Raw genomic sequence first — 22,456 nt, 5'->3', positions numbered from 1 at the left:
ATATCATGAAATTGTAAATAAGCTAGAGGTATCGATGAGTATATTTTATGGAAATCAAGAAGAGCAAGAGATTTATAAGAAATACGATGAATTAAGACAAATTCTTACAGATAGTAAAAAAGGCAAAGATATTAAAGATTTACTTATTTCATACCAACCCGTCAGCGTAACACAGTATGAAATTGATCGCTGTGTATATACGCTGGAAAATATTCGCACAATCAAAAAATATCTAAAAAATCAAGCAGATATTGACATTACTGTTTTCTTACCTTCAAATTTGCCATTGTATTCATTATTGCTGTTCGTAATAATGCCCAGCTTTGTTTCCAGAAGTGTGGTTTTACGCCCTAATACCGCATTAATAGAGAAATGTGCTATAGAAGAATTATTTAACATATTAAGGTTAAAGGATATTTGTCCTAATATAGAAATTTTTTCAGGAAGTAGGGATGAATTTCTACAAAATCATGTTAGTCGGTCAGATTTAATTATTTTTACAGGTCGTAATGAGACAAAAAATAAAATTAAAAAATGCATGAAACTTAATGCATTGATGATAAATAACGGGTCTGGTCATAATCCGATTGTAGTTACTGAAGATGCTGATGTTGACAAAGCTATAAAAGGCCTTGTATACTCAAGGTTCTTCAATAGTGGTCAAGATTGTGCAGGTCCTGATGCAGTTTTTGTTCATAAAGAAATAAGAAATAAATTCATAGAAAAGCTAAAGGAAAAAGTTTCTAGCTTAAAAGTGGGAGACCATTCTGATCCAGATACAATATTAGGCAGGATACATAGAAAAGAAGAATTAGAAAGATTGCACAGCGTAATTGAAAGTAATAAAAGTAAAATAATTCTAGGTGGAAGAGTGGATGTGCAAAGTACAATTGTGCATCCAACGATTGTTCTATCAGGTATTGAATCTGGAAACTTAAATTATAAGGAAGTATTTGGTCCAGTTTTATTCCTTTATACGTATCAGGACGATGAGCAATTACAACTCTATTTTGAGGATAAAAATGGAGTGTACATACAAAATAAGATGTATGTTTCTTTGTTTGGAACAAGTCCATATATTGAATCTAGAGATGATAATAATTTAGTGAGGGAAAATGGTAGTGCAAAAGGTAAAGTGGGAATAGTTCTAAATAATAAGATTATACACGACATTATAATAGATAATGGAACTGTACCTTATGGTGGATACAGTAAGGGTGCATCTTCTATAATACGTAAAAGAGAAGACAAAAAATTTGAAAGCATTGCAATTCCTATATTAATTCCAGAGGTAATATATGAAATTTTTATAAAAGGGATTAAAATAAATGACTTGGTGCATAGAGTTGAATCAGAGCAAGTACAGGAGGTCATTAACAAAAAAAATTTACAAGAAACAAGACGTAAAATATCAGCAGAATTTATTAAATTAACAAAAGAAACATTTAAGGATAATCTAGTATTTGCATTTATATTCGGCAGTATAGCAAGCTCTACTTTTCAGCACAATAAAAGCGATATGGACACTTTTGTTTGCTTGAAAAAAAGGAAGAGAAAATTAGATACTTTATAAGTGAAGTGAAAGTTCTTCATGAGAAATTTAATCTAAAAGTTGACGATGATTATCCATCTGAGATAGTGGAATATTCTACTTTAATAGAAGAGATATATCATTTATACTATCAATTATATGGTATAAATTACAATCCTTGGTTAGACAATGAAAAGTATGATTACCGTTTTCTTGTAAAGTTTGAATGTTGTAGCGATAAAATATATGATATAGTGCTTTGGTCAGCTATAATTGCAACAGGTGCAAAAATTGCTTTAATCAAGAAGGATAGTAATTCATTGTGTCAGCTTAAAGAACATGCCAAAGATTTAATAGCTAGTATAATTGAAGAAATTCTACAGAATATTGAAAATATTGAAACAGCTGATTTGCCAAAAGCTTTAAAAAAAGAATATCCTGGGTGCAGCAGTAAGGAAATAGCTAGTAAATTAAGAGAATTGAACTTTTGTGAAATATTACTGCATACTATAGATTGGCCTAAGACGGAACTTATCGACGTAAAGGTAAGTAGCTATGGCAAAAAGGTTGCTTCTTGTTCACCACTTTAGTAAAATGAATTAAAAACAATGTCTAAGGTATACAATAACACAGAATCAATAAAAAGTAAGATTGTAGATATAATAGATCAAAACAAAGGTCAAGATATAGTTACTTTTGATGTGCAGAATAAAACTGTCATTGCAAAATATATGATCATTGCATCCGGTGATTCGAGCCGCCATGTAAAAGCATTAGCTGAGCACGTGATGAAAAATCTCAAGCAATATGATAAAATAGATGTAGAAGGTATGGATGAAGGTAACTGGGTGATTGTGAATTTTCAAGGTATAATGGTTCACCTATTCAGGCCAGAAGTAAGAGAATATTATAAGATAGAAGAGTTATGGAATTGATTATCCAGGTAGCTGGTATACACTTGCTCAAATGTTGTAATTTTGAAGGCAACCCTTATGAAGTTGGTGGTGTCATTCCAGTGCTTGACACTGGAATCTAGAAAACTTAATCATAAACGAGCACACCATACAACATTTTTGATGAAATTTCATAATAAACTGGATTCCAGCGTCAAGCACTGGAATGACACCATCGTTAACAACACCGTTTACACACAAAATAACATATTATGAAACATAAATCCGAGTTTTTAAATTTCATTCAAGAAAGAGGATACCTATATCAATGTACAAACATTGAAGGGTTAGACCAGCTATTATCACAAGATAATTATATAATTGCATACATTGGGTTTGATTGCACTGCACCAAGTCTGCATATTGGTAGTCTCATTCAAATTATGATGCTCCGCCACCTACAAAAATTTGGTTATAAACCAATAGTTCTACTTGGAGGTGGTACAACAAAAATTGGTGACCCTTCTGGCAAAGACAAAGCAAGAAGCTTCTTGCCGATAGAAGATATCAAACAAAATATACTAGTTATAAAGAAAACTCTCGAGAAAATGATATCTTTCGATGATGGAAAGACTGGCGCAGTGGTAGTAAATAACGCAGATTGGCTAGATAACATAAAATACATAGATTTTTTGCGTGATATAGGTGCACATTTTTCTGTAAATCGCATGTTAGGCTTTGATAGTGTGAAAATTAGGCTAGATAGGGAGCAAAATCTAAGCTTTCTCGAGTTTAACTACATGTTGTTACAAGCCTATGATTTTGTCGAGTTGAATAAAAAGTATGGCTGTCGTCTCCAGATTGGAGGATCAGACCAATGGGGAAATATAGTAAATGGAATTGAACTTGGCAAAAAGTTGAATTTATCTGAGCTGTTTGGTCTTACCACGCCTCTTTTACTAAATGCACAAGGAAAAAAGATGGGCAAAACTGAAAGTGGAGCTATATGGCTTGATGGCAGTATGCTAAATCCTTATGACTACTGGCAATATTTTCGCAATGTTGATGATCGAGATGTTGGCCGTTTTTTGAGACTTTTCACCGACTTATCAATTGATGAAATAAAAAAACTAGAGTCCTTGAAGGATCAAGAAACAAACGAAGCAAAAAAGGTTTTGGCAACAGAAGTGACGAAAATATGTCACGGTTGCAAAGAAGCCGAACTTGCACGATCTGCTGCAATCTCTGCTTTTGAAAATGAAGACAGTTCATTGCTTTCTGGTTACACTATTACAAAAGAACAAATTGCAAATGGTATACCCTTGATAGACCTGCTGTATGACACCGGTTTTGAACCTTCAAAAGGTGCGGCAAAGCGTTTAATACAAGGCAATGGATGCAAAGTTAATGATAACACTATAAACGATGTTAACTATACAATAAAATCTGAAAGCTTTAAAGGTCAGCCATTTATAAAATTATCTGCAGGAAAGAAACGCCATATTAAAATTTTAGTGAGTGAAGTAAGAAAGTAAATTTGTCTCTGTTCAGCAGAATAGCAAAATAAGGTAGCCAAGAAAAGACAATTATAGGAACAAATGGATATCATTGAAGCAGCTGACACTGTGGCAGAATCGCTAGGCAACCCTACTATCGCTAGCAGTTTCTTGCTGTCGATTTGCTGAGATTGGTTTATCAACTTGAGTATCAGGCTTTGACAATTTATATATAGCATTGCCAACTATTAGTGCTGTTGCTGTAATTGCAACTACTGCTATCACTATAGGTATTAACTCAGCTGTAATTGCTCCGGCTGTAAAAAGTGCTATAGATATAGCAGTACCTAATAATGCAGTTACTCCACCGGCAATCCACCCTTTCTTGATTGCTTGACAATTAAGATAGTATAAAGGAGTCTCTCCCCACATATCTACTGCATTAACATTGACACCTCTTTCTACAAGAGCATCTATTATGGCCATACTGCGAAATAAAGCAGCATAGTGTAAAGGAGTCCTTCTCCATATATTTATTGCATTAACATCTGCACCTTTTTCTATGAGAGCGTTTGCTATGTTTATACTATCAAGATAAGTAGTATTATGTAAAGGAGTATCTCCTTTTACATCTTTTTCATTAACATTTGCCCTTTTTTCCATGAGAGCCTTCGCTATATTTTCTAGGTTAAAGGAAGCCACCAAGTGCAAAAGAGTCGCTTTTTCACCATCTTTAAACACATAATTTATATCAAAGCCAGACTTTTCCCACTCTTCATATTCCTTTGAATATCTTTTCAGCTCATTTTGTATTTTTTCAATTACGTTATCTTTGCTTAAATCTTTGTCAACATTAACTAAACTCAATAATTCGTGCCAATTTGAAATTTCCATTGCCATAACCTTACCTTTAATTTTCAATAATGTATTTAATTATATGATAAGAAGTCAATTTAAATAAATTACACATACATGGAACTTATCAGATAAATATATAATATGAACTAGATTCCAGCGGGCTTTGTTGCATCACTATCTATGAAAGGCTAACTATACAAGCAGCTTATTGAAAATCTTATTTTTTGCAATCAATCTGATTAAATTTAAGAATAGTAATTTATTGTTTGTACTAGTAAATTTAATTCTACTTAAAATAGCTAAAGCATTGAAATTCTTGAATTCTAGCTAGATTAGTGAATGATAGTAAAACTTCTTTTACTTAAATTTAGATATTTACTGACTGTCCTTACTATAAATGCTAGAATAACAAGCTATTGATATTCTACATTTTTATCTTTTATCCATCGTAGATAGCGATGCAACAAAGCCCAATAGCGTCAACTTAAGGAAAGATGTTAAGGAGTAAAATACTGTAAAAAATAGGACCTTTGGTTTCTATTTTATTTCAATAAAGAAGATATCAGTAAAGCTTATCTATTAAGGTGTCACATAGAGGAGTGCTATAAACGACTCAAAGTAGAAGCAGAATTAGAGAATTTTTCTGGGATAAATTTAGAAACAAGAGTTTTGTGCAAACTTGGTCATGTGCAATACTTCATATGTGTGATGCACAAGAGCCTTGGAACCCAGATCAAATTGCTGAGTATCGTTTAAATTTTTCAGTTTTATTTGGTGTAATGAGACAGAAACTTTATCAGGTGCTTATTAGCACCAAAAAACTTTCAAGCCCTTTTTAAAATACGCACTAAAGTTAACGTGAAGATTGTATAGCCTCAATAAAGTAGATAAGCCTAAACGCCATCATGCCTTTAGGAGAGCTTGCTAATTTATTCTCTTAAGTTAACGCCATTGCCTGAACAAATACATAAAAAAGTAGTACTTGCAAGAAAGAGTTACTTAAGAAATTAATTAACTTTGCTATTTTCTCTAACATACCTAGAAGAAATAGATACATTATCTAATGCGGTCCTAATACTAGCATTGTTCTCATTAACAACTATAGCTAGCTCACAAGCATTCAAAGTATATCTACCATATGGAAACAGTACAGTACTTACTTCAGTAAATGCATCTTGTAGCATGGTACTATTTTGAGCTCGTATTAAAATAGAATTGACACATTCATTATTACCTTTATATATAGCAAAGGCAAGTGGTTTAATGACATACGTCACGCCTGGAAACTGCACAATATCTTTAGAAGTAAGGATATTTCGCAGTGTATCACTATTTTGAACTCGTATTAAAATAGAATTGATACATTCGTTATTGCCTTTATATATAGCAAAGCTAAATGGCGTTAAAGTATACGCTATAATATTTAAATACTGTACAATATTTCTAGAAGCAAGAATATCTTGTAATATACCATTTTCTTGGGCTTTTGTTAAAATAACATTAATATGCCTTCCCTTATTATGATGTATGGCAAAGCCAAGCGATGTTAAGGTGTACATCAAACCATTTTGATAGTTTATAATATTTGCAGTAGTAAGAATATCTTGTAGTATACCATTGTTTTGAGCTTGTTCTAAAATAGAATTAACACATTCATTATTGTCTCCATGTATGGCTAGGCTAAGCAGTGTTAAAGTGCGTACTCCATCTGTTGAAAATCGTGTAGTACATCCAGTGATAAGAACTTTTAGTAAATCATTTCTTGAAGCTGCTTTCAAGATATTACTGATGCTCCTTCCATTCCATATGGATCTTTTTAGCTGAAAATACAAACCTTTTTGTTTTCGTGTTAAATTTTGATGATTTAGCATATTTTTGTAACCTCGCTTTAAAGTCAGTGCAGTTTAATTATTCTATGTTAGTATACACCGATAGAAAAAATTTCATCATATGTTCTGGAAAAAATTTACACAGGTTAATGAGGAAATCGTAAGAGAGAGCCTAAAAAAGGTTATAGAGAAGAAAAGTGGTAAGAATGTTGGTGTAGTATCCTCAATTGTTATTAAGGGTAAAGATGTTGCTTTTGCTCTTGAAGTTACTGAGCCAAATGAAGAATTAAGAAAAAATTGTGAGCAAGCTGTTAAGGCGATACCGGGAGTAGGGAAGGTTACTGTAGTTGCTACTGGTCAAAAACAAGCTAGGCAACAAAAAGCTAAACTTCATATCGAAGGAGTGAAAAATATAATTGTCGTTGCTTCTGGTAAAGGAGGTGTGGGTAAGTCGACAGTTGCACTAAATCTAGCTCTTTCGTTAGCAGAATTAAAACATAAAGTTGCGCTAGTTGATGCAGATATATATGGTCCTTCGATTCCTAAAATGTTGGGCACTGAGAAATTAAAACCAGAAATACAGAGTGGTAAAGCAATGCCTATAGAGAAACATGGTCTCTATACTATTTCAATTGGCTATTTTATTGATAAGGACCGGGCAGCAATATGGCGTGGACCTATGATCACAAAAGCACTTTACAATTTGCTAATGGGAACAAGGTGGTCTGATATAGAATATTTAATCATTGATACACCTCCTGGCACTGGCGATGTACATTTAAGTCTGATGGAGAATTTTAGTTTAACTGGAGCAATAATAGTTTCAACTCCACAGGAGCTTGCTTTAGTCGATGCACAAAAAATTTATGATATGCTCACAAAGCTCAGCGTGCCAATTATCGGCATTGTGGAAAATATGAGCTATTTTGTTCAAGATAATTCAAAAATACACATATTTGGAAAAGGTGGTGCAAAAAAAATGTCTGAAGAGCTGGGAGTCAAACTCTTGGGCAGAGTTCCTCTAGATCCGCAAATATGTAGTGCTTCTGATTGTGGAGACCCTTCAATGCTAAGTGAGGATTTAGTAAGGATTTATGAAGGCATTGCTAAAGATGTTAGGTCTTTTGTATGCAGTCTATAAAGTTTTTTTAAACTACTTTTAAAATAGGTAGAATGTAATTTTAGGTGAATAAAATATTTCAAATGGCAGCAGCTACCTCGTATCTGAACAGACAATAGACTTCTTGGATAACTTAGGAAACAAGTAGTAGAAGCAATATTAGGGAAGGTATAAATTTTGAGCAGGTAAGTAAACTTGATGAAGAGAAGCTTCGAAGACTAAGAGGAGTAAAAGGAAAAACATTGGAAAAATAATAGAAATTTTAATAGAGGAAGAGGCCAAGAAAAAGGCAAGAGGAGGAAAACCAAATAAATAATGCATATTTATTAATAGCACTCGAATATTTGTGTAAATACCGTACATATTTCCATATAGCGCAAAGCTATAGAATAAGTGAAAGTTCTTGCTAACAGCTGAATAGAAGATGCATTGATAAAACATCCAGATTTCAGGAAGATAAAGAGCTATTAAAGTTAAATAGGAGTATGCAAAAGTTTTATAAAAAGGGAATGTTCAACTCCCCCATAGAAGATCAAAAAATATCCTTAGGTTATCCAAGAAGTCTATTGTTGGTAAACATAAAAGGCTATTTGCCTTTTTATCTAGTTTATGCAGGAGATCTATATTTATTGTTGAGTGTGATTTTAGGCATTTCTGCTAAAACGCAACTTTTAAATCGCCAAAATTTCTGGGAACGTTCAAAAAAGTGTGTCAAACCGCATTTTCAATTCAACTCAATTTTTAACCTACCAGGAAAAAAGATATCAAGTTGAGACATAGTTAAAGCCCAATTAGGCAAAGCAGTAATCCACTTTTGCTCTACCTTTTTTATAGCACAATATACCTGTTTGTACAAGGCATTTGTACTGGTAAATGAACCTTTAGTTTTAGTAAATTTCCTGATTTGTCTATGCAACCCCTCAATTGGATTGGTGGTGTAAATCATCTTCCTAACTGGCCCAGAATACTTAAAATAACTAGATAAATTTTCCCAATTGTTTTGCCACGATTTTGTAACTAAGGGATATTTTTCACTCCATTTTTCTTCCAGCTCAAGCAAATAATTCTCAGCGATTTCTTTACTTGAAGCACGATATATTTTTTTTAAATCATTCATGAAAACTTTTACATCTTTGCTAGATACATATTTCAGTGAATTCCTTATCTGATGCACTATACATAGCTGTACTTCTGCTTTAGGAAATACACTATTTATAGCTGTAGGAAAGCTTTTTAGTCCATCAATGCAGGCAATTAGAATATCTTCTACTCCTCTTTCTTTGAGGTCATTTAGAACTCCCAACCAGAAGTTAGCTCCCTCACTTTCAGCCAAATAAAAACCTAATACTTCTTTTCTGCCATTTTGATTTATGCCCAATATATTATACATGCATTTACTTATACAATGTCCGTCCTCCTTGACCTTAAAGAACATGCCATCCATAAACACTATTGGATACACTGATTGCAGTGGGCGGCTGCGCCATTCATTGATTACTGGAAGCAGTTTATCAGTAATACTAGATATCTCTGCTGCTGATATTTTGTGGTCATATATTTCCTCAACGTGTGAAGCTATGTCTCTGTATCCCATGCCACTGGCGTATGTACTTAAGACCTTTGCTTCAAGTTCTGGATGTAGGCTTGTTTGCCTTTTTTTGACTATTTGCGGTTCAAAGCTTCCCTCCCTATCTCTTGGTGTTAGCAGCTCAAATGAGCCTGCACTCGTGCGTAAAGTTTTTGCGTTTCTCCCATTTCTTCGGTTATTTTCTTCACTTTCAGCTGACATGTGGCTTTCTATTTCACCTTCCAGACTTGCCTCTAGCAACCTTTTTATAAACGGTGTTAATGCTCCATCTCTTCCTGTCAATGGTCTTCCTTCTCGTATAGATGACAGGATATTTGTTTCTAATTCTTTATAATCTACCAAACCAGTAGTTCTATTTGCTTGACTCATATCAAACCTCCATTTTTTATATCAATTTATTACTTTTTTTTCGGTTTGATACACTTTTTTGAACGTTCCCAAATTTCTCCTTGCCTTTACTAATTCCGATTCTTGGAGTGCACACATAATCTGGTTTGAGGTGATATTCATAGAGACAAAATTCATGACTTATAGTAAGGTCTTGTTTATTATGTTCTTTTGTAATGTTTAATTTTTTGCACAGTATGCCTGGCCCGCCTAAATTTGCTTCAAGCGGTTCAGTGAGCTTTAATCCTCGTATTAACACTGCTGCTGGAAATCCTTCTGCTTCTGTTACAATATTTAGACAATAGTACATTCCATATATAAAATATACGTACGAAAACCCTGGCGTACCAAACATTACTGAGGTTCGATTAGTATAGCCTCTTGCTGCATGACAAGCTGGGTCATCCATTCCTATATACGCTTCAACTTCAGTTATTATTCCACTAAAATTAGAAAATTTCAGCATCTTCCCTAGCAGCTCCCCAGCTACGGTTAAAGTTGGTCGTTCATAGAAATTTCTTGGTAATATTGTGTTATTCATCATAGAAGTACAAGTTACTTACATTTGTAAGCAAGTTATACTATTTTTGCTTTTTCTTATTTATTTAGTCAAGAGCATCTCTGAGAAGTAGAAGTTGGTGTTGTTGTCACATTTGTTACATCTGTTGAAGGCTGCTGTAAAACCTTGACTGATTCAGAGCTCTTTTGTTGCAATTGCGGTACTAACGCTTCATATAAAGATTTTGGCTCACGTCTCTTAACTATTTTGACTTCTTTATTTGCACGCAACTGCTCTGCAGTAACACCGTTGCCTTCAAGTAGAGTTACACCATTCTTACCATCAATGTTAACTTTAATTTTGCATTCTCTTCCATCAACATACCACTTTAAAGTCATTTCATATAACCCACTAATTATTTCATAAACTCTTTCCTCATTATCACTATCATTATTAATATAGCAACATGCCCCCCTCTTTTTTTCTTGATTAGGATGACAAAATGTAATTGTTCTTACACCATACTCTTTACATATACTACCGCCTAGAAGTTTAGCTATATCTACTCCTTCTTTATTGGCATGTAGCACAACTCTCACGGTGGGGTAAACAATATTACCTTCCCTTTTGCCTTCTTTTATCATTATGGACCCTATAGTATGATTTTTCATACCTTCAGATATCTCTGCTTTAATTTGGTCAGCAATTTTACCTATGATCTCTTTGCCATGATAGTGAGATTCTCCTTTCTTCGGAGAAAAAGGCTCTTTGTTCGTAGTATTAGTGTCTGGATCATTCTGTAACTCAAAGAATTTATCCCATTCTTCATCACTGTCTAATTTTATATATCCACGCTTGTTTTTGTCTAATGCTGATTTAGACTTATTATGAGTACTATAGAATGCTGAAATGGTTCCAAAAAGCTTTTTAACATAACCTAAACCTAACATATATTACCTCTTACCATTAACAAAATATTAGTATGCAAACTTTGTCATAATTAATCAACAACTAATTTATCATAAATAAAATGAGCTGCTAAAAAGGTATAAATTGAGGTTAGGTAAAGCTTTTGGTATAATACCTAGTCAATTTGAATAGGCAAGTGATCTTAGCTAAAAAGACGTTTTTTATCTCATTTATTTTTGGGTTTATTCTCTTTCCCTATTTTATAAAACTTCTAAAAAAGATAAGTAAAGATGGACAACCAATCAGATCATATGGACCAGAAAGTCATTTAATAACAAAAAAGAATATACCACCTATGGGTGGAATAATAATACTCACTTCTGCTTTATTACCAATCCTGTTTTGGACTCAATTAACACAAGAAATTTTATTTTTAGTATTTATAACCCTATTTTTTGCTCTACTTGGATTTATTGATGACTATTTAAAATTGAAAACAAATCACCACCGAGGTTTAAGTGCAAAAACCAAAATACTTATTCAGTTTGTCGTTACTCTGGTCTGTATGTTTATACTTAAGCTACAATCTGCTGAAGGTTTTACAAAAATTTCTCTATTTAGAGAAGTAGCAATCGACCTTGGCTATCTATATCTTCCGTTTGCTGCATTTGTTATTGTTGGCTCTGCCAATGCTGTGAATCTCACAGATGGTTTGGATGGCCTTGCTGCAACTCAAGCCATTACTTCCTTTGCTTTTTTGGGACTAGTTGCATACATCACTCGGACAGATGTAAACATTACTTTCTTCTGCATTGCATTTATAGGAGCTATTTTAAGTTTCTTGTGGTTTAACACACATCCAGCAAAAATATTTATGGGTGATGTTGGAAGCCTATCAATCGGTGCAGCTTTAGGACTCACTAGTGTTCTAATTAAAAAAGAAATGCTTTTTGCCGTTATTGGAATAATCTTTGTAATAGAGACTTTATCTGTGATTATTCAGGTATCATATTTTAAATATACAAAATTTAGATATGGAGCAGGAAGAAGAATTTTCCTTATGACACCAATACATCATCACTTTGAAAAGAAAGGGTGGTCAGAAAATACAATAGTTATAAAATTTTGGATAATTTCTTTCGTTTGTTCGATTTTTGCTTTAACTTTCTTATTATAGGAACTATGAAATATCCAGATTTCACATTAGAAAATACATTATCAGGAATTATAGCAGGAGTAGATGAAGTTGGAAGAGGTCCGCTTGCCGGTCCAGTGATATCTGCAGCTGTAATATTTACTGATAGAGATACGGTTATTGATGGAATAAACGACTCAAAAAAGCTAACCCCTAAGTGTAGGCAAGTTCTATACGAAAAAATAACGTCTGTTGCAAAATTTGGTATAGGAATGGCAAGTGTAGAGGAGATAGACTCATACAATATCTTGCAAGCAACAAAGCTTTCAATGAAACGTGCTCTGGTAAATTTAGATTTAGAACTAGATTATGTGTTAGTTGATGGTAATCAACCACCTGAAGTAAAATGGCAAGTAAAATCTATAGTGAATGGTGATAGCTTAAGTATATCAATCGCAGCCGCTTCAATCGTTGCAAAAGTTACAAGAGATCGGCTTATGGAAGAATTGCATAATAAACATCCTCAATATAATTGGTATAAAAATAAAGGATATGGAACAAAAGAACACCTCAGCGCTATTGGCCTTCATGGAATTACGAAGCACCATAGAAAGAATTTTGCACCTATAAGAATACTATAGCCTTTAATCACTTACCTTTTTTGAAAGGTATGTTTTCATTAAACAGGCAGACTGTACTTGATCCGTTTCTTAAGGTAAATACCGAGCTTACTCTTTCAATTATCAGGTAGTCATCAACTGTACGAAAATTTATCAAGGACTCATATCCTGCAGAATCAACCATAAAAACTGCCGGGAAATCAGAGTTTATTTTATTAAATTGTAGATATGTAAATTTTCCGTCATCAAAAACCTTAATTGGTATTATTGATTGACTGCCTTTAACGTGCGAGATGGAATAGTTAAAATTCAAGCCTTTCTTTATAACCTCAATATCACTTATATCAGGGATAGTGGTATAACTAGCTTGCTCTAGAATATCACCGTTACTCGTTGAATAAATTTCATCACTGTTGAACAGTGGATAAAGAAACCTTACTTCATATGCTAACCTTGGATCATCTAGCCCGTTTGCTTCTTCAGCATGAAATTCGAAATAATAAACTCTTTTATTGGTAATTATAGTTGCATTAGTATCGGCAATATCATCTATAGGCTTAATAAATAATCTATTACCTTGAGGAAGGAGTTGCCAACCGGTTGCATCACCCATTGAAAGACTCTCTATTACCTCCCCTGGCTCAAACAATATGCTGGATTGATAACCATAAAAGCCCGTGTACTTATGTATAGCCTGTGGATTATAATTCATTACCTTTATGTGGTTATCACCAGCTATTGGTCTTGGTTCCTGTTTTGCAAGTGCATAACCACCACAAAAAAATAATAGTGCAACAAAGAGTACCCTAATCATAGTACCAAAATAAACTGATCTTTATTTTATCATTGATAGACATGTACTGCAACTATCAAGCTATCCCAGTAGTAAGCGACAGAAGATGCAAGCTTCATAATAATTCATTACTGCAGGAAAAAATTCTTTAAACATTATTTTCATATATGTTAAAATGAGTTGTGAGGTAAATTAGGGAGTGTTAAATAAACCATACGCGTCAAGTTAAGGAAAAGTAGTATAAGGAAGAAAGGAAACGAAAAAAACTATTTTATATATTAAGTAATAAAGTTATTAATTTATAGATTCTTCTGAAAAAATCATCTTCTTCTAGATAAGAACTCCCTAAAAAAATAAATGTAACAAATAAAATGCCCATCTCAAATGTTGCTATATTTCACGATATTTCCTTAACTTGACGCGTATGGTTTATTTAACACTTCCTGCAAATTAACTACAGATTTCATGTCTAGGTTACTCCACAAAATTTTTTCTTTCCTTATCCAAGATTCAAATTTATAGTATCGAGTCCTTTTCATGAAATATGAAGCCATCTCAAGTTATAGTTAAGCCTATATTCAGCGAGTTACTTTCGCAAATACAATTGATTTTAGTGTTATAATGCTCTAACAGTAAAGAAGTCATATAGATACTAATGTTTTTTGTGTCCAAAGGAATATCATTTTTTTTTGTTAACTTGCTTACTAATGATGTGCTTATTGATCTATGTTCATTTTCTACTTTTATAGTTAGTAGTGTTTTATCTTCTGTTTTAGCCAGCAAAATAGACACTAATTCAATTTGTGCCACTGCACTGACTATAGTTATCACCATATTGGAGATTATCTTATTTATTCTTTCAATTAAGTCTTCTGTAGGGCATTCACTTATCTTCCACTTAAGCTTTACTTTTTTTTTAATAAATAATTTTCTATATTGGATTTAGTCTTATCAAAGCTGCTATTATCTGATGAACGAGAATACGCTTGCTTCATAACTTTATATTTATATATTAAATCATTAGAGCTTTCTTCAAGTAGTGATGTTATTTCTTTTAGCATATTAGAATTGTTTTCTTCAAGCTCTTCCAATCCACCCACTATTCCTTGCATAGAACTAGCAAAATCATGAAGAATTCGTCCTGATAGGCATTCTGTTATTAACATTATGTTTTTATTCATTGGATAAAAGTATAAATGATTTAAGTTAACCCTATATTGGTAGGCACGTAGTAGTCAATTTAAGAGAAAGTTTCGTTGCGCTTTTTGTGTCAAAGCATTAATGTAGTATTAATAATTATAAGATTTATGAAGGCGCTATGAGTACTTATGCTAAATCTGGAATAGACCTTAAACTATATAATGAACTAATAAAAAAAGTTAAACCTATTATTGAAAAGACTAAAGGAGAAGAAGTAATTAGTGAAGTAGGATCATTTTCCGCATTGTTTGACTTTTCTTCGCTGAGTAAGAAATACGACCATCCAGTACTTGTTTCCTCAACTGATGGAGTGGGCACAAAACTATTAATAGCTCAAGAGGTGAATAAGCATGATACTATAGGTATAGACTTAGTTGCAATGTGTGTAAATGATTTACTTGCACAAGGAGCAACACCTTTATTTTTTCTTGATTACTTTGCAACAGGCGTTTTAAACAAAAACGTTTTATTGTCTGTAATCCAGGGCATTGCAGAAGGGTGCAAGGAATCTAAAATAGCATTAGTTGGTGGAGAAACTGCAGAAATGCCTGGAATGTATGGTAACAATCACTATGACCTTGCAGGGTTTGTGGTTGGTGTTGTTGATCGAAAGCAAATTCTTCCAAACTGTAGTATAATGAAAGCAGGTGACTGTGTAGTTGGTTTAGAATCAAATGGAATTCACTCAAATGGATTTTCTTTGGTGCGCCATATTTTTAAAAGCTTAGGTATAAATTATAATGATATATCTCCATGGAATAATAAATCTTGGGGTGAAATATTACTGAAGCCAACAAAGATATATGTTGATTCTTTGTTGCCTATTATGCCAAAGGTAAAAGGCGTTGCGCATATAACAGGTGGCGGGTTAATAGACAATATTCCAAGAATTCTCTCAGGAAATTTATTTGTAGACATAAATATTAATTCTTGGAAATGGCCAGATATATTTTTATGGCTGAAAGAAGAAGGCAAAATAGAAAAGAGAGAAATGTTAAAAACATTTAATTGCGGCATAGGTATAGTACTGATTGTAGATCCCGATAATATGAAGGATGTGGAAAGCCATTTCCAAAAGCGTGGAGAAAAAATTGAGATTATTGGAAAACTTGATGAAGCATGTCAGCCTCCACTTGATAGAGTAGTATTTAGTTAGTCTAACTTTACCGACAGTCTTTTTGCAACTTCTGAGTATGCTTCCTTTAAGTTTCCTAGATTTAAACGGAAAACATCTTTGTCTAGCTTTTTATGAGTATTTTTATCCCATAGCCTACAATTATCAGGGCTGATTTCATCGGCTAAAATGATTTTAGTGCTGTTGTTTATCAATTTGCCAAATTCTAACTTGAGATCAACTAAATATATATTTGCATTTGAAAATAGGTCGACTAAGATTTTGTTGATCTTTAAAGTTGTAGTTTTAACTTCTTCCATTTCTTTATGGGATAACCAACCAAAATATAGTATGTGATTTTCATTCACCATTGGGTCGGCTAGGTCATCATTTTTGTAAAAAAACTCGATTATAGGAGATGTAAGTGCCTCACCTTCTTTGATATTAAAACGTTTGCAAAAGCTGCCAGCTGCAATATTTCTAACCACTACCTCAAGAGGTATTATCTTGAGCTTTTTGACTAGCTGTTCTCTTTCGTTTAGAGCTTTTATAAAGTGCGTGCTAATTCCTGCTTCTTCAAGCTTTTCCATGATAAAAGCACTAACATGATTATTAATTATTCCTTTGCCCTCAATAATTTCATATTTTTCCTTATTGAATGCTGTAACATCATCTTTAAAGTACTGTATAACAGTTGATGAGTCTTCAGTTTCAATAATGACTTTGGCTTTACCTTCGTATATAGTTTTATTCAGTGGCATATTTAATTTAACTATGTATCATATCAATTTACTGTTCTTAGAGTATAGCCCCAAATAACTTAAAATAAACCTTAATGGCGTTCAATGTTACAATATTAACCATATTTCCAGAAATGTTCCCCGGATTTTTGAACTATTCTCTTGCTGGAAGAGCGTTGGAAAAAAAAATATGGAATCTTGAAATAGTAAATATTCGTTCTTTTGCTAAAGATAAACATTCAACTGTGGATGATGTTCCATATGGAGGTGGAGCAGGGATGGTTATGCGCCCAGATGTGATTGGTAATGCAGTTGATAATGTGCTTTCTGCTCATAAAAATACTAGATTTATTTATATGACTCCATCTGGTACAAAATTTAATCAGAGAATTGCAAAGGAGTTAACAGAAATTCCTCATGTAACAATATTGTGTGGTCGATTTGAAGGTGTTGACCAAAGAGTAGTTGATGTGTATACTCCTTATGAGTTAAGTATTGGAGATTATATACTTTCGGGAGGTGAGCCAGCTGCGATGGTGGTTCTTGATGCATGTATTAGGCTTCTTCCAGGTGTAGTAAATAATTTCGATAGCGTTGCTGAAGAAAGTTTTAGTTATAGTGGTGGTATGCTTGAATATCCTCAATATACTAGGCCTGAGCAGTGGAGTAGGTACAAAGTTCCTGAGGTTCTGTTGTCTGGCAATCACAGAAAAATAAGTGATTGGAGAAGGGAACAGTCATACGTTAGAACAAAGGAACGTCGACCTGAATTGTTGAATGGAGATGATAAATGACAAACTTGCTTGAAAAATTTAACGAACAACAAATACAAAGATTAGCCAAAGAGATGCCGGTTTTTTGTCCTGGCGATGATTTGAAGGTCACTTTTAAGGTAGTTGATAGTACGGGTGAGCGTATACAGATATTTGAGGGCGTATGTATATCAAAAAGAAATCGTGGATTACACTCTTCTTTTTCAGTTAGAAAGGTAAGTCATGGAGAAAGTATAGTATCACAATTTTTTGTTTACTCTCCTGCATTAATTTCAGTACAAGTGATGAGAAAGGGAAAGGTCCGTAGAGCAAAATTATATTATCTGTGCAAGCTATTTGGGAAAGCTGCAAGGATCAAAGAACGTACTACTTATGTTAAAAAAAAATCTAAGTAGATACAATAGGGAGTGATGTCAATTGTATCATCTCAAAACCCTCTCTTATTATCCCAATGTGTGACGCACAACTGTACTTTGCCTCCCGCTGTGGTGTCATCCCAGTGTTTGACACTGGGATCCAGATTCTCCTTTTGGTTTGTGCTTTCATGGAAAATATAAAAATTATTTGCAGGCAAAGCCTGCTAGATCTCAGTGTCAAGCACTGGAAAAAGGGGAAAGTTTTTTCAAATCCTCATGTAAAGAAAAGTAAATGAGTATAAAGAAAAACTTTCTTAAGTTACTTCAATCTAAGCGCGTACATGCTCGTGTAAAAAGAAAAAATAAAAAGAACAGAGCGTTACGCTTTTGTTCTTTCACGGCACTAGTTATCTCACTTGGCTGTCCTGTGTGTATATTGTTGAGTATATTAGTTAACTCTTACAGTGCTTTAACAGTAACGAAAATTTTATTGCCAGTTGAAATAAATGCTGATCTTATTTTAACTAATAATCCTGGTGATTTACGATATAAGTCCATTGGCTTACTCAACAATTCTTTACGTAAGGTGTTTGAAGGAACTGATTTTAAAGACGGTGACGAAATTTTAAGTCGTAATTCTTACAAAGAACTAGAGAAATTTTTTCGTAAGAGAGTAAAAAATAGTGGTGAATATGAGATCTGGTTTACCGCGTCAAGTATAATTAATTCAATAAATAAAGATAAACATTTGAATGATCGTTATGCTAAATTACTTGATTGGCTAAAAGAAAAGGGGAGAGTGAAAAAATTTTTTAATAAGTCTTTATTCCTTAAATCTGACTCTCGTGAACCTGAGAATGCAGGGATTTTAGGGGCATTTATCGGTTCATTAATGACAATTATAGTATGCTTAGCGTTGGCATTGCCAATAGGAATTATGTCAGGTATCTGTCTTTATGAATTTATGCCTAGAAATAGGCTAATAACCAGTATTGTAGAAATTAGCATGAATAACCTTGCTGCAGTGCCTTCAATAATATTTGGTGTGGTAGGACTGACTCTCTACTTGGGCATATTTGGGTTACCCCGTTCTTCACCGCTTGTTGGCGGGATGACTCTTTCATTTATGATGCTGCCTAATATTATTATTGCAACAAAAAATGCCTTTACAAACGTTCCTATTGCAATAAAAGATGCAGCGTTTGCGCTAGGTGCACCTCACATCAAGGTGATATTGGATCACTCTTTACCGATTGCATTGCCACGGATAATACATGGTGCAGTGCTTGCAATTGCAAGGATTTTAGGCGAATCTTCCCCTTTACTTATGATAGGCATGGTAGCATTTATTGCTGATACACCTACATCCTTCTTCGATCCGGCAACTGTTTTACCTGTACAAATATACATATGGTCAAGTAGTCCTGAAATTGCATTTATTGAGCTTGCTGCCATTGCAATTATAGCTTTATTGTTAATGCTATTTGCTTTGAATTTAATAGCAAATTTTGTAAAAAGAAAGTTTGAGTTTTTTGATTCATGAAAATTATTGTTTTATCTGGTTATGGCTTGAATTGTGAAAAAGAAACTGCATTTGCATTTATGGAATGCAGCAGAAAGCTTGGTATTAATAATATTGAAGTAAAAATCGTTCACATTAATGAAGTTATAAGTAATTCAGATGAACTAAAATCAAGTAATATACTTGCAATTCCAGGAGGTTTTTCTTACGGTGATGACACTGGTGCTGGCAATGCATTTGCTTTGCGTATAAAAAACAACTTGTTAGACGAATTTCAAAATTTCTTATCTCAGGATAAGCTTATTATAGGGATATGTAATGGTTGCCAGATATTAGTAAAGTTAGTTCCAGAATTCTCTAATCTAGCTTTAACCTCTAATGATATAGGTAATTACCAATGTCGTTGGATTAGAGTGAGAGTTAATCCGCAGAGTAATTCTGTTTGGCTACGGGGCCTGAGTGAACTATATCTCCCTATTGCTCATGGGGAAGGCAAATTTTTTATGGATCAAGATACTTTGAATCAATTGATTGAAGATAATTCCGTTGCACTGCGTTACGTTGATGAAAATGGTGACTATGCAAATTTACAATTTCCTTACAATCCAAACGGATCTATATACGACCTGGCAGCTTTATCAGATAAAAGTGGAAGAGTACTAGCTTTAATGCCTCACCCAGAGAGAGGAATATTTTTTACTCAGCAGGACAACTGGCCTCTTGAAAAAGAAAAATGTAAACGTTCAGGAGTGGCTATGCCAAAATATGGTGATGGAATGCTCATATTTGAGAATGCACTAAAATATTTTGCGTAAGTATTACAATACGTTACATACAACAAGTTTTTAAACCATAAAAAGTTACTTGATCAGGTCCTGTTATGACAATAAATCCTTATCTTTGATCTGCAGAGTAGCTTTCTCTAACGTTAGGGATATAATTGTTCCACTTTCCAATTGCTTTTCTCAACAAGAGTATATCTAAATCTAGTGTGTCTCCTATATTCACCTTCTTGCCAAAATTCAATTACCTTTGGGATTACGCAAAATCCCACCCAAAAGTCAGGACGAGAAACTTGTGTATTGTGAAATTCTTTCTCTTTCAATTCTATAGCCTGCTCAAAATCTTGCCAATTTTTCAGAACTCTTGATTGTTTTGAGCACCACGCGCTAATTTGACTATCGCGTGCTCGAGAAGAGAAATATTCGTCAGCCTTTTTGCCGCTTAGAAGCCTAACTTCTCCTTCAATTCGTACTTGTCTAGAAAATTCTGTCCAATGAAATACGAGTGCAGCTTTGGGGTTCTCAGTCAATTCTTTTCCTTTTCTACTGTTTACGTTAGTAAAGAACACAAAACCTTCCTTACTATATTCCTTTAGTAATACCACTCTTGCAGATGGAATGCAGTCTTTGCTACACGTTGCTAGCGTCATTGCAGTTGACTCTTTACACGGAAAATTAAGTACTTCTTGATACCACTTTGAAAACAAATCAAAAGGATCTTTTTCAGGTAAGAGTGTCATATGCAAAAATAAAATTTAATTCTGACATGCATTGCAAAAATAAGTGCTACGACCATTTTGTCGTATAAGTGTTATGATATTGTTGCAGATTCTGCAAGGTTTTTGCACTTTACCATATACGTAAAAGTTATTTTGAAAGTATCCAGCAGATCCAGATGGTTGTGCATAATCTTTCAGTGTTGAACCACCAGCAGCAATTGCATCACTCAGAGTATTTTTTATTTCGATAGCAAGTTTTTCGCACTCTATATATGTTAAATCTTGCGCTAGCCTAAGTGGTGATATGCGAGCTCTAAATAAGCTCTCAGAAGCATATATGTTACCTACGCCAACTATTAGCCTATTATTCATTAATACTGATTTGATATTTGCTTTTCTGTTCTTTAGCAACTTCTGTAAATAATGTCCGTCAAATTCATCTGTGAGGGGTTCTATTCCTAGGTTATTAAAAAAATTTAGTTCTTGCTCTCTGTTTAAAACAATCACTAATCCAAACCTTCTTGGGTCATTAAAGATTAGTGAAGTGTTGTCAGAAAATAAGAATATCACATGATCATGTTTGTTCTGTGCTTGATTGTCTTCAGCATATATAAGCTTTCCGCTCATGCCGAGGTGTATGATTACAGCCATACTAGCATCTATATTCGAGATTATATATTTACCTCTACGCTTGATATCATTTATAACTTTGCCCTTTAGCAAATCATCAATATTTTTTGTTATTGGTACACGCAAATTACAATTATTGACTGTCACATTGCTTATTTTCTTATTTTTGATTTTATCAAATAAGAAGTTAGAGATGACTTCCACTTCTGGCAGCTCTGGCATGATACCTCCTTAAAAACTTAAGTTTCTGATGGTAATTTTGTCGTTAAAGCTTCCTCAAATATGTTTGGGTATTCTGCGGCGCTTTCTCCTAAAAATTCCTCACCACAAACAAATTTTGAAAGGGGTCTGCTTTGTCTACTCTGTTGCTGTTTTTTTCTTTTTAGAATATTTTGCTTTAAAGCTTTTGCCAATCTTTTTCTCTCTTCTTCTTTTTCCTTATTTTTTTTTATGTTATTCATTATCATAATACGTGAACTTGCCGTTGTAGCTCAGGTGGTAGAGTACGTCATTGGTAATGACGAGGTCCCAAGTTCGAACCTTGGTAACGGCAGTTTAGAGGACGATATTCATAAAGTCAACCCTCTAGATGCTAATTAGATTATAGAAAAATGTCTAGTAAATACCTTTTATACACTACCATTAAGCTGCTTTTTCAGTATCACTATTCAATAATACCTGCCGTAATTTTTCTTTAGAAAATCCATGCATTAAAAGAAATTGTATAATCCTTTGCCAAAAATCCCTCACAATATACTGAAGGATTATTAAAACTTACGTTGGCAGGGTTAAACCTGTTACCATAACTTCCCCCACCACAAATATTTTCATAACAACACTGCTTACAATCATCAGGCCTATTTTCCATATCACTCAAAAAGTTATTAAAAAATTTATCTGATAAGAACTTAGCCCAACTATAGTATTTTCTAAAATGGATGATAAAGTTCCATTATGGTATT

General features: G+C 33.6%; 25 protein-coding genes, 1 tRNA gene and 2 pseudogenes. 14 read left to right on the top strand and 14 right to left on the bottom strand.

Annotated elements, in window-relative coordinates; translation table 11 throughout:
* Nucleotides 1-34 precede the first annotated feature (34 nt).
* The 4 genes from JR312_RS01075 (at nucleotide 35) to tyrS (ending at nucleotide 3,959) form a co-directional block, all read left to right on the top strand.
* Nucleotides 35-1,573: an aldehyde dehydrogenase family protein gene (locus JR312_RS01075; protein WP_416647496.1), complete on the top strand. Its 1,539-nt coding sequence runs from the start codon at nucleotides 35-37 to the stop codon at nucleotides 1,571-1,573.
* A complete protein-coding gene (locus JR312_RS01070) occupies nucleotides 1,534-2,121 on the top strand; it encodes a hypothetical protein (RefSeq protein WP_416647495.1) in 588 nt (195 codons plus the stop codon). Before JR312_RS01075 ends, JR312_RS01070 begins: the two co-directional genes overlap by 40 nt.
* An 18-nt stretch (nucleotides 2,122-2,139) precedes the next feature.
* Entirely contained in the window at nucleotides 2,140-2,466 is a 327-nt protein-coding gene (gene rsfS, locus JR312_RS01065; RefSeq protein ID WP_006014384.1) for a ribosome silencing factor, read from the top strand.
* Nucleotides 2,467-2,696: 230 nt separating this feature from the next.
* Nucleotides 2,697-3,959 (top strand): tyrosine--tRNA ligase, encoded by a 1,263-nt coding sequence (gene tyrS, locus JR312_RS01060; protein WP_341813228.1) that lies wholly within the window; start codon nucleotides 2,697-2,699, stop codon nucleotides 3,957-3,959.
* Between the two features lie 102 nt (nucleotides 3,960-4,061).
* On the opposite strand, the gene JR312_RS01055 is transcribed toward tyrS, so the two are convergent.
* On the bottom strand, nucleotides 4,062-4,814 hold the full coding sequence (locus JR312_RS01055) for an ankyrin repeat domain-containing protein (RefSeq protein WP_319606752.1): 753 nt from the start codon (nucleotides 4,812-4,814) through the stop codon (nucleotides 4,062-4,064).
* Nucleotides 4,815-5,324: 510 nt separating this feature from the next.
* On the opposite strand from JR312_RS01055, the pseudogene JR312_RS01050 reads away from it, so the two are divergent.
* A pseudogene (locus JR312_RS01050) lies at nucleotides 5,325-5,706 on the top strand (IS4-like element ISWosp8 family transposase); the annotation flags it as partial.
* Between the two features lie 79 nt (nucleotides 5,707-5,785).
* Here the strand turns inward: JR312_RS01050 and JR312_RS01045 are convergent.
* Nucleotides 5,786-6,649, bottom strand: a complete 864-nt coding sequence (locus JR312_RS01045) for a WD_0033/WD_0034 family tandem repeat-containing protein (protein WP_416647494.1) — start codon at nucleotides 6,647-6,649, stop codon at nucleotides 5,786-5,788.
* Nucleotides 6,650-6,728: 79 nt separating this feature from the next.
* Here JR312_RS01045 and JR312_RS01040 point away from each other — a divergent pair, with 79 nt between their 5' ends.
* Complete coding sequence (locus JR312_RS01040) at nucleotides 6,729-7,748, top strand: Mrp/NBP35 family ATP-binding protein (protein WP_264330683.1); 1,020 nt, start codon at nucleotides 6,729-6,731, stop codon at nucleotides 7,746-7,748.
* Between the two features lie 586 nt (nucleotides 7,749-8,334).
* On the opposite strand, the pseudogene JR312_RS01035 reads toward JR312_RS01040, so the two are convergent.
* From JR312_RS01035 to JR312_RS01020, 4 genes and pseudogenes are all read right to left on the bottom strand, one after another.
* Nucleotides 8,335-8,418, bottom strand: a pseudogene (locus JR312_RS01035) (DNA-3-methyladenine glycosylase); the annotation flags it as partial.
* Nucleotides 8,419-8,451: 33 nt separating this feature from the next.
* The gene (locus JR312_RS01030) at nucleotides 8,452-9,684 is read right to left on the bottom strand and encodes an IS256 family transposase (RefSeq protein WP_416647493.1); all 1,233 of its coding nucleotides are present in this window, start codon (nucleotides 9,682-9,684) and stop codon (nucleotides 8,452-8,454) included.
* Nucleotides 9,685-9,700: 16 nt separating this feature from the next.
* Entirely contained in the window at nucleotides 9,701-10,243 is a 543-nt protein-coding gene (locus tag JR312_RS01025) for a DNA-3-methyladenine glycosylase (protein ID WP_416647510.1), read from the bottom strand.
* Between the two features lie 68 nt (nucleotides 10,244-10,311).
* Complete coding sequence (locus JR312_RS01020; protein WP_264330695.1) at nucleotides 10,312-11,151, bottom strand: hypothetical protein; 840 nt, start codon at nucleotides 11,149-11,151, stop codon at nucleotides 10,312-10,314.
* Nucleotides 11,152-11,306: 155 nt separating this feature from the next.
* On the opposite strand from JR312_RS01020, the gene mraY reads away from it, so the two are divergent.
* Both mraY and JR312_RS01010 read left to right on the top strand, forming a co-directional pair.
* Nucleotides 11,307-12,287, top strand: coding sequence for a phospho-N-acetylmuramoyl-pentapeptide-transferase (mraY, locus tag JR312_RS01015; protein WP_264330696.1), 981 nt, complete (start codon nucleotides 11,307-11,309; stop codon nucleotides 12,285-12,287).
* A 5-nt stretch (nucleotides 12,288-12,292) separates the two neighbouring features.
* Complete coding sequence (locus JR312_RS01010; protein WP_006014056.1) at nucleotides 12,293-12,886, top strand: ribonuclease HII; 594 nt, start codon at nucleotides 12,293-12,295, stop codon at nucleotides 12,884-12,886.
* Between the two features lie 7 nt (nucleotides 12,887-12,893).
* On the opposite strand, the gene virB9 is transcribed toward JR312_RS01010, so the two are convergent.
* From virB9 to JR312_RS00995, 3 genes are all read right to left on the bottom strand, one after another.
* Nucleotides 12,894-13,679, bottom strand: a complete 786-nt coding sequence (virB9, locus tag JR312_RS01005) for a P-type conjugative transfer protein VirB9 (RefSeq protein WP_006014058.1) — start codon at nucleotides 13,677-13,679, stop codon at nucleotides 12,894-12,896.
* A 534-nt stretch (nucleotides 13,680-14,213) separates the two neighbouring features.
* Nucleotides 14,214-14,549 carry a histidine phosphotransferase family protein gene (locus tag JR312_RS01000; RefSeq protein ID WP_264331008.1) on the bottom strand — a complete coding sequence of 112 codons (336 nt, stop codon included), beginning with the start codon at nucleotides 14,547-14,549 and terminating at the stop codon, nucleotides 14,214-14,216.
* Nucleotides 14,550-14,563: 14 nt separating this feature from the next.
* Complete coding sequence (locus tag JR312_RS00995; protein ID WP_264330698.1) at nucleotides 14,564-14,839, bottom strand: hypothetical protein; 276 nt, start codon at nucleotides 14,837-14,839, stop codon at nucleotides 14,564-14,566.
* Between the two features lie 137 nt (nucleotides 14,840-14,976).
* Here JR312_RS00995 and purM point away from each other — a divergent pair, with 137 nt between their 5' ends.
* Nucleotides 14,977-16,014: a phosphoribosylformylglycinamidine cyclo-ligase gene (gene purM / locus JR312_RS00990; RefSeq protein WP_416647492.1), complete on the top strand. Its 1,038-nt coding sequence runs from the start codon at nucleotides 14,977-14,979 to the stop codon at nucleotides 16,012-16,014.
* Here purM and purC read toward each other — a convergent pair.
* Nucleotides 16,011-16,733, bottom strand: a complete 723-nt coding sequence (gene purC / locus JR312_RS00985; protein ID WP_416647491.1) for a phosphoribosylaminoimidazolesuccinocarboxamide synthase — start codon at nucleotides 16,731-16,733, stop codon at nucleotides 16,011-16,013. The genes purM and purC overlap by 4 nt on opposite strands.
* Nucleotides 16,734-16,807: 74 nt before the next feature.
* Here purC and trmD point away from each other — a divergent pair, with 74 nt between their 5' ends.
* The 4 genes from trmD (at nucleotide 16,808) to JR312_RS00965 (ending at nucleotide 20,178) form a co-directional block, all read left to right on the top strand.
* Nucleotides 16,808-17,506 (top strand): tRNA (guanosine(37)-N1)-methyltransferase TrmD, encoded by a 699-nt coding sequence (trmD, locus tag JR312_RS00980; RefSeq protein ID WP_416647490.1) that lies wholly within the window; start codon nucleotides 16,808-16,810, stop codon nucleotides 17,504-17,506.
* A complete protein-coding gene (rplS, locus tag JR312_RS00975) occupies nucleotides 17,503-17,880 on the top strand; it encodes a 50S ribosomal protein L19 (protein ID WP_006014069.1) in 378 nt (125 codons plus the stop codon). The genes trmD and rplS overlap by 4 nt, the downstream gene beginning before the upstream one ends.
* Nucleotides 17,881-18,133: 253 nt before the next feature.
* Nucleotides 18,134-19,384, top strand: a complete 1,251-nt coding sequence (locus JR312_RS00970) for a PstA family ABC transporter permease (protein WP_264330701.1) — start codon at nucleotides 18,134-18,136, stop codon at nucleotides 19,382-19,384.
* Entirely contained in the window at nucleotides 19,381-20,178 is a 798-nt protein-coding gene (locus JR312_RS00965) for a phosphoribosylformylglycinamidine synthase subunit PurQ (RefSeq protein WP_416647489.1), read from the top strand. Before JR312_RS00970 ends, JR312_RS00965 begins: the two co-directional genes overlap by 4 nt.
* Before the next feature lie 113 nt (nucleotides 20,179-20,291).
* Here JR312_RS00965 and pdxH read toward each other — a convergent pair whose 3' ends face one another.
* Genes pdxH through JR312_RS00950 form a run of 3 tightly spaced genes read right to left on the bottom strand, consistent with a single transcriptional unit; the run spans nucleotide 20,292 to nucleotide 21,955 of the window.
* A complete protein-coding gene (gene pdxH, locus JR312_RS00960) occupies nucleotides 20,292-20,885 on the bottom strand; it encodes a pyridoxamine 5'-phosphate oxidase (RefSeq protein ID WP_006014087.1) in 594 nt (197 codons plus the stop codon).
* A gap of 15 nt (nucleotides 20,886-20,900) precedes the next feature.
* A complete protein-coding gene (gene mutM, locus JR312_RS00955; RefSeq protein WP_416647488.1) occupies nucleotides 20,901-21,716 on the bottom strand; it encodes a bifunctional DNA-formamidopyrimidine glycosylase/DNA-(apurinic or apyrimidinic site) lyase in 816 nt (271 codons plus the stop codon).
* A gap of 17 nt (nucleotides 21,717-21,733) precedes the next feature.
* Nucleotides 21,734-21,955: a hypothetical protein gene (locus JR312_RS00950; protein ID WP_264330807.1), complete on the bottom strand. Its 222-nt coding sequence runs from the start codon at nucleotides 21,953-21,955 to the stop codon at nucleotides 21,734-21,736.
* A 19-nt stretch (nucleotides 21,956-21,974) separates the two neighbouring features.
* Here JR312_RS00950 and JR312_RS00945 point away from each other — a divergent pair.
* A tRNA-Thr gene (locus JR312_RS00945) sits at nucleotides 21,975-22,047 on the top strand.
* 141 nt (nucleotides 22,048-22,188) lie between these two features.
* Here JR312_RS00945 and JR312_RS00940 read toward each other — a convergent pair.
* Nucleotides 22,189-22,362 carry a hypothetical protein gene (locus tag JR312_RS00940; RefSeq protein ID WP_179943622.1) on the bottom strand — a complete coding sequence of 58 codons (174 nt, stop codon included), beginning with the start codon at nucleotides 22,360-22,362 and terminating at the stop codon, nucleotides 22,189-22,191.
* Nucleotides 22,363-22,456: the final 94 nt, after the last annotated feature.

The sequence above is a fragment of the Wolbachia endosymbiont of Nasonia giraulti genome (assembly GCF_048054155.1).
GTDB classification, from domain to species: domain Bacteria; phylum Pseudomonadota; class Alphaproteobacteria; order Rickettsiales; family Anaplasmataceae; genus Wolbachia; species Wolbachia pipientis_C.
This window is presented reverse-complemented; position numbering and strand designations above follow the sequence as displayed.